Source organism: Rhodococcus sp. ARC_M6 (assembly GCF_022810305.1).
In the GTDB taxonomy this organism is placed as follows: Bacteria; Actinomycetota; Actinomycetes; order Mycobacteriales; family Mycobacteriaceae; genus Rhodococcus_F.
In genome coordinates this window covers 1-10,577 of record NZ_JALGQH010000058.1, presented here as the reverse complement: position 1 = coordinate 10,577, position 10,577 = coordinate 1, and the positions used below count along the sequence as shown (strand labels likewise).

Below are 10,577 nucleotides of genomic sequence, written 5' to 3'. Positions count from 1 at the left end.
GAACAGCCAAGCGGCAGAGACTGTGGAGAGCCCGGTGCTCAGTAATGGGCACGCCGGGTTCGGAGAGCGGCCTGAAGAAACGGACCGATGGCAACATCGGTACCGCGCTTCAGGCCGACTCAACCGCTTCCGCTGAATCTTCATGCGCAAGCTGTTCAGAAGATCTGTTTTTGCCGTCAGACTCGGGATAAAAGGCCTTCATCACAGGTGTGCGATGGAGGCGACCAGGTTGCGCTCTTAATTCTACGATCACTCGCACGAAGCCGTCCTTCGTCTGCTTGTGGGTGGGCGCGTTGATCACTTCGGTCGACATCCGACGGAAGCAGGTCACGATCGCGACTGCTCGCGTGTGGTGTGCGTGCATGTGCATCACTTCGAGCGAGTGGGTTCCCACGGACTTTCGGGGACTTGTGTGCCCTCGGCACGTCTGAAGATCGCGGGCCGCTTTTCGAGAAAGGCCGCGACCCCTTCGATGTACTCTTCGCCGGCCAGTCGCATCAGCTGACCGTCACGCTCCCTGTCGAACGCTGCCTCAAGTTCTGTGAGGGTTGCATCGTTGATCGCCAACTTGGTCGCGTGTAGAGCGTCACAGGGGCCGTTGGACAAACGGCGGGCCACGGATTCGACTCGGTCGGTGAGTTCGTCGTCGGGACACACCTCGCCGATGAGCCCGGCACTTAAAGCATCGTGCGCTTCGAATCGTTCGGCGAGCAGTGCCAGCTTCATGGCTCTTGCTCGTCCGATCGATGCTGCGACCAATGCGGTCGCACCGCCGTCCGGCATCAGGCCGACCTTGGTGAATGCGAGCAGGAAAAAGGCGGACTCGGCGACGATGGTGAGGTCACAGGCCAGTGCCAGGCACACTCCCACGCCGACTGCAGGTCCGTTGACCACGCCGATCACAGGGCGGGGGAACGTGCGTATCGCCGACACGACGCGGTTGGCGGCGTCGATGCGGTGGCTTGCCGGAGTGGCGCCGGGGGTAACGGTTGTCAGGTCGGCGCCGCTGCAAAAAGCTTGCCCTCTGCCTGTGAGGATTGCGGTGCGGACAGTGGGATTGAGGGCGTATCTCTCGAACGTGTCAGTGAGTTCGTTTAGGACTTCTGTGGTCACCGCATTCATGCGGTGGGGCCGATCTATGACGATGCGGAGAATCCCGTCGTCGAGTCGGATCGCGAGTCCGTTGGTATCGCTCATATGGTGCTCCCTTTCTAGTCTTGCGAAAGCAAATGGAAAATCGGAAAATAGCTAGCGGCGATTTCAGGGATCGTTCGAATGGGGCCGATCAAGGTCCGATCCGCGTTCAATGAGAACCATTTCCGGTTACTAATGGCTATTTAACTGCACTTAATCAGATTTGCCACAACTCTTGCAAGTCTTGGAAGGCCCGCCAAAACTAAGGCCTTGCCGATCTAAGTGAACTCCTGATAATGTGGTGTACACAACAGAGGCGCCAGACAGTCGGCGCTGTTTCCCGCATCGGGTTCTTCCTCGTGCGTTCAACTACCTCAAGCGATCGGGAGCTGCCCATGCATCTCACACAGCCTCTGCAGCGCGCACTTCGGATGCGTCCGGACGAGCCGATGACAATCTGCGGAGACCAGGTTCGGACGACCCGAGAAATTGGCGATCGGGTGGCGAGACTGGGAGGCGCACTGCGCCAGTTGGGAGTGGTCGAGGGCGATCGGGTCGGCATCCTCGCGATGAACTCGAGCATGTATCACGAGACGCTGTATGCCACGTGGTGGGTCGGTGCCGTGAGTCACGGGGTTAACACTCGCTGGAGCACGGCTGAGATCGTCTATTCGCTGGTCGACGCCGGTACCAAAGTCCTCTTCATCGATGACAGTTTCCTCGCGATAGTCCCCAAGTTGTGTGCTGACGCGCCGTCACTCAAAACAGTTGTGTATTGCGGAAATCGAGCGACCCCGGAGGGCTGTCTCGGCTACGAACAGCTGATCCTCGCCTCCGATCCCATCGAGGACGTCCGCATGGGAGGACAACAGCCGGCGGTCCTGTTCTACACCGGTGGCACCACCGGTGCACCGAAAGGCGTGTTGCTCAGTCACCAAGGGGTGATGACATCGACCTTTGGCGGGCAGGTCGCGCACAACGCTGCGCGTCAGGAGGGAGTCACTCTCGTGTCCGCGCCGCTGTTCCACATCGCCGCGCTCGGATCATGGAACGCCCAGAACCTGGTCGGTGGCGCGCAACTCTTCGTGCCGTCTTTCCAGCCCGAGGCTGTCCTCGCCGCGATCGAAAAGCATCGGGTCACCACGATGATGCTGGTCCCGACCATGCTGCAGATGCTGGTCGATCACCCTGAGCGTGATCTTTACGACCTCACGAGCGTGCGCACTGTCGGATACGGCGCCTCACCGATGTCGCAGGCCGTACTCGAACGGGTAATGAGCGCCTTCCCGGAGAGTGAGTTCTATCAGGGTTACGGGATGACCGAAACTGGCATGATTACGATTCTCGGGAAGCAGGATCACGTGGGTGAGGGCGCCCGGCTTCGCTCAGCAGGCCGGTCGACACCACACTTCGAGATTCGTATCGTCGATGCGAATGACGAGGATGTGTCGGCTGGCTCCGTCGGCGAGATCATCTGTCGCGGCGACAGCTTGATGCTCGGGTATTGGAACCTGCCGACAGAGACTGCAGCCGTATTGCGAGACGGGTGGATGTACACCGGCGACATGGGCTATCTGGATAAAGGTGGCTATGTCTATGTAGTCGACCGCGCCAAAGACATGATCATTACAGGCGGCGAGAATGTCTACTCGGCGGAGGTCGAGAACGCAGTCGCGGCCCACCCCTCCGTCACAGCGTGCGCAGTGGTGGGGGTACCCGATTCCTACTGGGGCGAGCGGGTGCACGCCGTCGTCGTACTCAAAGTAGCGACCGCGGCCGACGAAACGGAGATTCGAGAGTTCGTCAGAACCCGAATCGCCGGATACAAGGTGCCGCGCAGTGTCGAGTTCATCGACCAGTTGCCGTTGACAGCCTCTGGCAAGGTGCTCAAACGCACTCTCCGAGAACGACACATGGACAACCTGGCCCAAGCGGAAAGTTCCTCGACCACCGACTTCGATAATCGTGCAGTAGGAGGGGAGAGCACGCATGCGTGACGCCGTGATTGTCGATGCTGTCCGGACCCCCGTCGGGCGGCGAGGTGGGGCACTGAGCGGAGTTCACCCCGTGGATCTGTCCGCGCACATCCTCAACGCGCTAGTCGACCGAAACGATCTTGACCCGTCTTCCGTCGACGATGTGCTGTGGGGATGCGTCACCCAGATCGGTGAACAGGCCGGAGGCGTCGGTCGGTACGCCGTGCTCGCCGCCGGCTGGCCGGAGTCGATTCCAGGCGTGACGATCGACCGCGCGTGCGGATCGTCGCAGCAGGCTTTGCATTTCGCGGCTGCCGGTGTCATCAGCGGTCATTACGACATCGCGATCGCAGGCGGGGTGGAGAGCATGAGTCGGGTGCCGATCGGCTCGGCACGCAACGCTGCCGAGTTCGGTAAGCCGTTCGGTCCCTTAGTGCGCGAACGCTACTCGCACGCCGACTTCAACCAGGGTTTCGGTGCCGAGCTGATCGCAGAGGAGTTCGGGCTCACTCGGGCGCAGCTCGACCAGCACGCACTCGACTCCCATGCGCGCGCTGCAGCTGCGGTCGACCAGGGCAGGTTCGAACAACAGATCGCGCCGGTCAAGGTCACCGGAGATGACGGATCGACATCCTTGGTCGACACCGACGAGGGAATTCGCCGCGGTTCGACCCTTGAGTCGATGTCCACGCTGAAAACTCCGTTCAAGACGAATGGCCGGATTTCGGCCGGCACATCTTCGCAGATCTCGGACGGATCCGCCGCCCTCCTGGTGACCACCAGCGAGGTCGCACAGCGTCGAGGATGGACTCCGCTGGCGCGCGTCTACTCGGTTTCGCTTGCCGGAGTGGATCCGATCACCATGGCGAAGGGCCCGATACCCGCCACCGCCAAAGCACTCGAGCGCTCCGGTCTATCCATCGACGACATCGGTGCGTTCGAGATCAACGAGGCCTTCGCATCGGTCACCTTGGCTTGGCTGGCGGCGACCGGCGCCGACTACGCCAAGCTGAACCCACTTGGTGGCGCGATGGCGATCGGCCACCCGCTCGGCGCATCAGGTGCGCGGCTCATGACCACTCTGGTCCATCACATGCGCGACAACGGACTCCGATACGGGCTGCAGTCGATGTGTGAGGCCGGCGGTATGGCCAACGCCGTGATTCTCGAACTCTTCTGACCCGTATCCACAGGAATCCTCCCATTGAAGGGGAATTGACGACATGCGATCTGCCAGCTCTGTCATCGGGACCCGCATCCCCGAGCACTCCAGCACCGTCGAGAGGGGACGTCTGGCGTTCTTCTCTCGGGCCATCGGCGAGAACGATCCGGTCTACACCGATCTCAAGGCGGCTCGGGAAGCGGGTCACCGCGATCTTCCGGTGCCTCCGACGTTCGTGTTTTGCCTGGACATGGACAGACCGAATCCCTCGAAATTCTACACGGACCTAGGTATCGACATCCGCACGATCCTGCACGGTGAGCAGGCGTTCACCTACCACACGACGGCCTACGCGGGCGACACGCTTCACTTCTCCACCGAGGTCACCGACACGTACGAGAAAAAGCGTGGAGCACTGCGGTTCTTCGTCCGCACTACCGAGGTCACCCGGGACGGGGAGCCGATCGCGCAGATGCGCAATACGACTGTGGTCCGTGACCCACGGGCGTCCTGACTACATCTCCCACAGCACCGACATTTTTCAACAAACGAAAGGACATATCACATCATGGGTACTCTCGACGGCAAGGTTGCAATTGTTTCCGGATCCGGTCGCGGTATCGGCCGCGAGGTCGCACTCAAGCTCGCCTCCGAAGGCGCATCGGTCGTCGTCAACGATCTTGATGCCGCGGTGGCGCTCGAGACTGAGCAAGACATCAAATCCGCTGGCGGGCAGGTGGTTGCGTGCATCGGTTCGGTGACCGAAGAAGGTTTCGCGGAACGCTTCGTGAATACTGCGGTGGAGTCGTTCGGCGGCCTGGACATCATCGTCAATAACGCTGGCTACACGTGGGACAGCGTGATCCAGAAGATGACCGACGAACAGTGGGGCGCGATCGTCGATCTGCATCTGAAGGCACCGTTCCAGATCCTGCGCGCCGCCCAGCCGTACTTCAAGGCCCACCCCGTGGACTACCACCGCAAGGTCGTCAATGTCTCGTCGATCGCGGGAGTATTCGGCGGCCCCGGACAATCGAACTACGCCTCCGCCAAGGCTGGCATCATCGGCCTCACCAAGACGCTCGCCAAGGAGTGGGGCCGCTACAAGGTCAACGTCAATGCAGTCGCGTTCGGCTTCATCCTTACTCGAATGACCGAGGCACTCGCGGGCGACGACGTGTTCGTCGAGATCGACGGCCGCAGGATCAAGGCCGGCGTCAGTCAGTCGGTGATGGACCGGGTCAAGACCTCGAATCCGTTCGGGCGCCCCGGCACTCCGGCTGAGGCTGCCGGTGCCGTGTACCTGTTGTGCACCCCCGAGGCCGACTACATCAACGGACAGTGCCTGAATGTGGATGCGGGCTCTCGCTGAGAAGTCACGCCCGCCACCCCCGATCGAAAGACATCGATTCATATGACTCCTGCCCTGAAAAATCCAGGCCCGCTCTCCAATCTCCGCATCGTAGAACTCGGCGGCATCGGCCCTGGCCCTTTCTGCGGGATGCTTCTCGGGGACCTGGGCGCCGACGTGATTCGCATCGACCGTCCCGACGAAGCAGGAAAACGGTCGAGACATCCTGTGCTGCATCGCAATCGCCGTTCCATTGTTTTGGACCTGAAGGACTCGGACGATCTCGGAAAGGTGCTCGCGTTGGTCGACAGTGCGGATGCGCTGATCGAGGGGTTTCGTCCCGGGGTAACCGAACGCCTCGGCGTCGGACCCGATGTGTGCCTCGAAAGTAACCCCCGGCTCGTCTACGGCCGAATGACCGGCTGGGGTCAGGACGGCCCGTTGGCCTCCGAGCCAGGGCATGACCTAAACTACATCGCTCTGTCCGGGGTGCTGGGATCGATGGGCCCAGCTGCGGACGTGCCACCGGTACCGCTGAATCTGGTCGGTGACATGGGCGGTGGTGGAATGCTGCTGGCGCTGGGCATCACCTCGGCACTGTTGGCCGCGAAGGCCACCGGCCGCGGACAGGTCGTTGACGCAGCCATGATCGACGGCAGCGCAATCCAGATGGCACTGATCCACGGGCTGCGAGCCCGTGATCGCTGGGTCGATGAGCGGGGCGTCAACGTCTTCGACGGCGGAGCACCCTTTTACCGCAACTATTCCTGCGCAGATAAACGATTCGTCTCGGTCGGTTGTGTCGAGCCGCAGTTCTACGCCGTAACCCTGCAGGTGCTCGGACTAGATGACGATCCGCTCTTTGCTGCACAGAACGACCAGAGTCGTTGGCCCGAAATGACGGAACGTCTCACCCAGATCTTCGCGACCCGCACCCGGGATGAATGGGACGAGGCGTTCGACGGACGAGGAGCGTGTGTGGCGCCGGTTCTGTCGATCGCCGAGGCGGCAGATCACCCTCACAACGCCACCCGCGGCACGTTCTCGACGTTCGAAGGCGACTACGTCCAACCGGCGCCTGCACCACGATTCCACGGCACGCCCAGCGCGCAGCCGCGACCCTCACCGCTTATCGGCGCACACACCGACGAGGTTCTCGCTGAGCTCGACCAGACAGCGTCCGTGCTCGCCTGACCGTCCTCCGACTGAAAGAACACACCTCATGCGCACACTCGACGGCAAAGTCGCAATTGTTTCCGGATCCGGTCGCGGTATCGGCCGCGAGGTCGCACTCAAGCTCGCCTCCGAAGGCGCATCGGTCGTCGTCAACGATCTTGATGCCGCGGTGGCGCTCGAGACTGAGCAAGACATCAAATCCGCTGGCGGGCAGGTGGTTGCGTGCATCGGTTCGGTGACCGAAGAAGGTTTCGCGGAACGCTTCGTGAATACTGCGGTGGAGTCGTTCGGCGGCCTGGACATCATCGTCAATAACGCTGGCTACACGTGGGACAGCGTGATCCAGAAGATGACCGACGAACAGTGGGGCGCGATCGTCGATCTGCATCTGAAGGCACCGTTCCAGATCCTGCGCGCCGCCCAGCCGTACTTCAAGGCCCACCCCGTGGACTACCACCGCAAGGTCGTCAATGTCTCGTCGATCGCGGGAGTATTCGGCGGCCCCGGACAATCGAACTACGCCTCCGCCAAGGCTGGCATCATCGGCCTCACCAAGACGCTCGCCAAGGAGTGGGGCCGCTACAAGGTCAACGTCAATGCAGTCGCGTTCGGCTTCATCCTCACCCGCATGACCGACGCCGTTGCCACAGAAGGAGCCACTCTCGAGATCGACGGCCGCGACATCAAGGTCGGGATCAGCGAGGAAAAGGCCGCGATGGCATCGAAGATCATTCCCTTCGGTCGCCCCGGAACACCAGCCGAAGCCGCAGGCGCCGTCTATCTGCTGTGCACCAGCGACGCCGACTACGTCAACGGACAGTGCCTGATAGTCGACGCCGGACGCGTCTGACCAGTCGAAACAATCGAGGAAACCAAGAATGAAACGCACTATCTACAGCCAAGACCACGAAGACTTCCGGCAGACAATCCGGGCGTTCATCGACAAGCAGGTCATGCCGAATATCTCCGAGTGGGAGAAGTCGGGGCGGGTTCCACGATCGGTGTTCACCGAACTCGGCAAGCTCGGCGCGCTCGGATTCGACATCCCCGAACAGTACGGAGGACTTGGCCCTACCAGCTACAAGTACCAGGCCATCATGCACGAGGAGGTGGCGTGGGCAGGCGCCACACTCGGCCATCACCACGTCAACACCGGCGTCGTTCTGCCGTACCTGCTCACGCTCACGAACGAAGAGCAGAAGTCACGGTGGCTTCCGGGGTGTGCACGGGGTGACATCCTTCTCGCGATCGCCATGACCGAACCGGGCACTGGATCCGACCTGGCAGGCATCAAGACCACCGCGAAGCTGTCCGAAGATGGCAGCCATTACGTGCTTAACGGTGCCAAGACGTTCATCACTGGTGGAGCGGTGTCGGATTTGATACTTGTGGTCTGCCGCACCGCGCCGCACGACCCGAAGAACCGTCGAAGAGGTCTGTCGATCCTGTGTGTGGATACCACCTCGGCAGGCTTCGAGGTAGGTCGCACTTTGGAGAAGATCGGCCGGCACAGCATGGACACTGCCGAACTCTCCTTTACCGATGTGCAAGTACCCGTTGAGAATCTTCTCGGCGACGAAGGCAAAGCGTTCTCCTGCCTCTCGCAGAACCTGCCCCGCGAACGACTGTCGATCGGTGTGGCGGGCATGGCCCAAGCCAACGCCGCCATCCGGTTCGCCAGTGAGTACGTGAGCGAGCGGAAGGTGTTCGGCCATCCGGTTTCGTCGTTCCAGAACACCAAGTTCGTACTGGCCGAGTGCGCCACTGAACTGGAGGCAGCCCAAGCCATGGTCGATCGCGGCATCGAACTCGACGATGCCGGCGAACTGACGGCCGTCGACGCGGCGAAGATCAAGCTGTTCTGCACTGAGATGGCGGGCCGAGTGATCGACAAGTGCCTGCAGTTGCACGGTGGTTACGGCTACATGCTCGAATATCCGATCGCGCGTCTTTACGCCGATACCCGGGTGAGCCGGATCTATGGCGGTACCAGCGAAGTCATGAAGACGATCATCGCCAAGGACATGGGGCTGTGACGGCCGCACGAGTCACGACCAGATGGAGAACTCATATGAACATCGGCGACACCCTAACTCTGGAACCGCCCAAGATCAGCCGCACCGCGCTCGCGTTGTATGCCGGCGCATCGGGGGACCACAACCCGGTGCACATCGACATCGACGCTTGCCGTGACGTCGGCATCGATGACGTGTTCGCGCACGGCATGTTATCGATGGCCTATCTCGGTCGGCTCTTGACGACCAACTTCGCCCAAGAACAGATACGCGAGTACGCCGTGCGTTTCTCCGCGATCACCCCAGTCAACGCCGCACCTGTCTGCTCCGGCAGTGTCGTCGCGATCAAGGACGGCGTCGTCCACCTCGACATCGCGATGACACTGCCGAACGGAACCGTGACCCTCCGCGGCAACGCCGTGGTCACCACATCCTGAGCCTAATCGCCCCCGAGCCTAGAATCGAAACCACTGACATGAAGCGCACTATCTTCGACGCTGACCACGACGCCTTCCGCGACACGATCCGTACCTTCATCGCCAAAGAGGTCACCCCGTACTACGCCGAATGGCAACGGGACGGTTGTGTTCCTCGCAAGTTGTTCAACCAGCTCGGCGAACTCGGCGCCACCGGCTTTGGCATTCCGGAGGAGTTCGGCGGTGCCGGAGATGCCAGCTACAAGTTTCAGGCCATCGTCGCCGAGGAAGCCAATCGCGCTGCTATCGGTCTCGGTCACTACAACGTGAGCATCGGCGTAGTGCTCCCGTACCTGCTGCAGCTGGCCAACGACGAACAGCGCAGGCGTTGGCTGCCGGGGGTTGCTTCCGGCGACACGATGCTCTGCATCGGGATGACCGAGCCCGGTACCGGGTCGGATCTGGCCGGCATCAAGACCATCGCGAAGCTGTCCGAGGACGGCAGCCACTACGTGCTCAATGGTGCGAAGACATTCATCACCGGTGCCGTGAATTCGGAGCTGTGCCTGGTCGTTGCTCGCACGTCCGAGCTCACCCCTGAGAATCGTCGTTTCGGTTTGAGTCTGCTCGCGGTTCCCACCGACAGTCCCGGATTCGAATACGGCCGCAAACTCGAGAAGATCGGGATGCGAGCGAGCGATACCAACGAACTCTTCTTCACCGACGTCATTGTGCCGGTGGAGAACCTTCTGGGCGAGCAAGACCGTGGATTCGACTATCTCGGCCAGAACCTGCCCCGAGAACGACTGTCGATCGGCGTCGGCGGTACGGCTGCAGCCGCAGCCGCCATCCGGTTCGCCAGTGAGTACGTCAGCGAACGCAAAGTGTTCGGCAAACCGGTCTCGTCGTTCCAGAACACCAAGTTCGTACTGGCCGAGTGCGCCACCGAGCTCGAAGCAGCCCAAGCCATGGTCGATCGCGGCATCGAACTCGACGATGCCGGCGAACTGACGGCCGTCGACGCGGCGAAGATCAAGCTGTTCTGCACTGAGATGGCGGGCCGAGTGATCGACAAGTGCCTGCAGTTGCACGGTGGTTACGGCTACATGCTCGAATATCCGATCGCGCGTCTTTACGCCGATACCCGGGTGAGCCGGATCTATGGCGGTACCAGCGAAGTCATGAAGACGATCATCGCCAAGGATATGGGCGTCCGATAGAACCCACTGCTCGGAGATGTGCTGGTCTATGTCTCCGACATGCCGGCCATCGCCAAGGATATGGGCGTCCGATAAAACCCACTGCTCGGAGATGTGCTGGTCTATGTCTCCGACATGCCGGCCATCG

Annotated in this window: 10 protein-coding genes; 9 read left to right on the top strand and 1 reads right to left on the bottom strand. The window is 61.3% G+C overall.

The features are described 5' to 3' along the window. Positions 1-369: 369 nt before the first annotated feature. Complete coding sequence (locus tag MTX36_RS29285; protein ID WP_243623171.1) at positions 370-1,197, bottom strand: enoyl-CoA hydratase; 828 nt, start codon at positions 1,195-1,197, stop codon at positions 370-372. A 332-nt stretch (positions 1,198-1,529) separates the two neighbouring features. Here MTX36_RS29285 and MTX36_RS29280 point away from each other — a divergent pair, with 332 nt between their 5' ends. Genes MTX36_RS29280 through MTX36_RS29240 form a run of 9 tightly spaced genes read left to right on the top strand, consistent with a single transcriptional unit; the run spans position 1,530 to position 10,450 of the window. After that, positions 1,530-3,131, top strand: a complete 1,602-nt coding sequence (locus MTX36_RS29280; protein ID WP_243623170.1) for a long-chain fatty acid--CoA ligase — start codon at positions 1,530-1,532, stop codon at positions 3,129-3,131. Then, positions 3,124-4,290 (top strand): thiolase family protein, encoded by a 1,167-nt coding sequence (locus MTX36_RS29275; RefSeq protein ID WP_243623169.1) that lies wholly within the window; start codon positions 3,124-3,126, stop codon positions 4,288-4,290. The genes MTX36_RS29280 and MTX36_RS29275 overlap by 8 nt, the downstream gene beginning before the upstream one ends. 43 nt (positions 4,291-4,333) lie before the next feature. Next, a complete protein-coding gene (locus MTX36_RS29270; RefSeq protein WP_243623168.1) occupies positions 4,334-4,786 on the top strand; it encodes a MaoC family dehydratase N-terminal domain-containing protein in 453 nt (150 codons plus the stop codon). Positions 4,787-4,840: 54 nt separating this feature from the next. Continuing rightward, positions 4,841-5,644: an SDR family NAD(P)-dependent oxidoreductase gene (locus tag MTX36_RS29265; RefSeq protein ID WP_243623167.1), complete on the top strand. Its 804-nt coding sequence runs from the start codon at positions 4,841-4,843 to the stop codon at positions 5,642-5,644. 42 nt (positions 5,645-5,686) lie between these two features. Continuing rightward, a complete protein-coding gene (locus MTX36_RS29260) occupies positions 5,687-6,817 on the top strand; it encodes a CaiB/BaiF CoA-transferase family protein (protein ID WP_243623166.1) in 1,131 nt (376 codons plus the stop codon). Between the two features lie 28 nt (positions 6,818-6,845). After that, the gene (locus MTX36_RS29255; protein WP_243623165.1) at positions 6,846-7,649 is read left to right on the top strand and encodes an SDR family NAD(P)-dependent oxidoreductase; all 804 of its coding nucleotides are present in this window, start codon (positions 6,846-6,848) and stop codon (positions 7,647-7,649) included. Positions 7,650-7,677: 28 nt separating this feature from the next. Beyond that, positions 7,678-8,835, top strand: coding sequence for an acyl-CoA dehydrogenase family protein (locus tag MTX36_RS29250; protein ID WP_243623164.1), 1,158 nt, complete (start codon positions 7,678-7,680; stop codon positions 8,833-8,835). Positions 8,836-8,870: 35 nt separating this feature from the next. Continuing rightward, on the top strand, positions 8,871-9,251 hold the full coding sequence (locus MTX36_RS29245) for a MaoC/PaaZ C-terminal domain-containing protein (RefSeq protein WP_243623163.1): 381 nt from the start codon (positions 8,871-8,873) through the stop codon (positions 9,249-9,251). Between the two features lie 38 nt (positions 9,252-9,289). Beyond that, positions 9,290-10,450 carry an acyl-CoA dehydrogenase family protein gene (locus MTX36_RS29240; RefSeq protein WP_243623162.1) on the top strand — a complete coding sequence of 387 codons (1,161 nt, stop codon included), beginning with the start codon at positions 9,290-9,292 and terminating at the stop codon, positions 10,448-10,450. Positions 10,451-10,577: the final 127 nt, after the last annotated feature.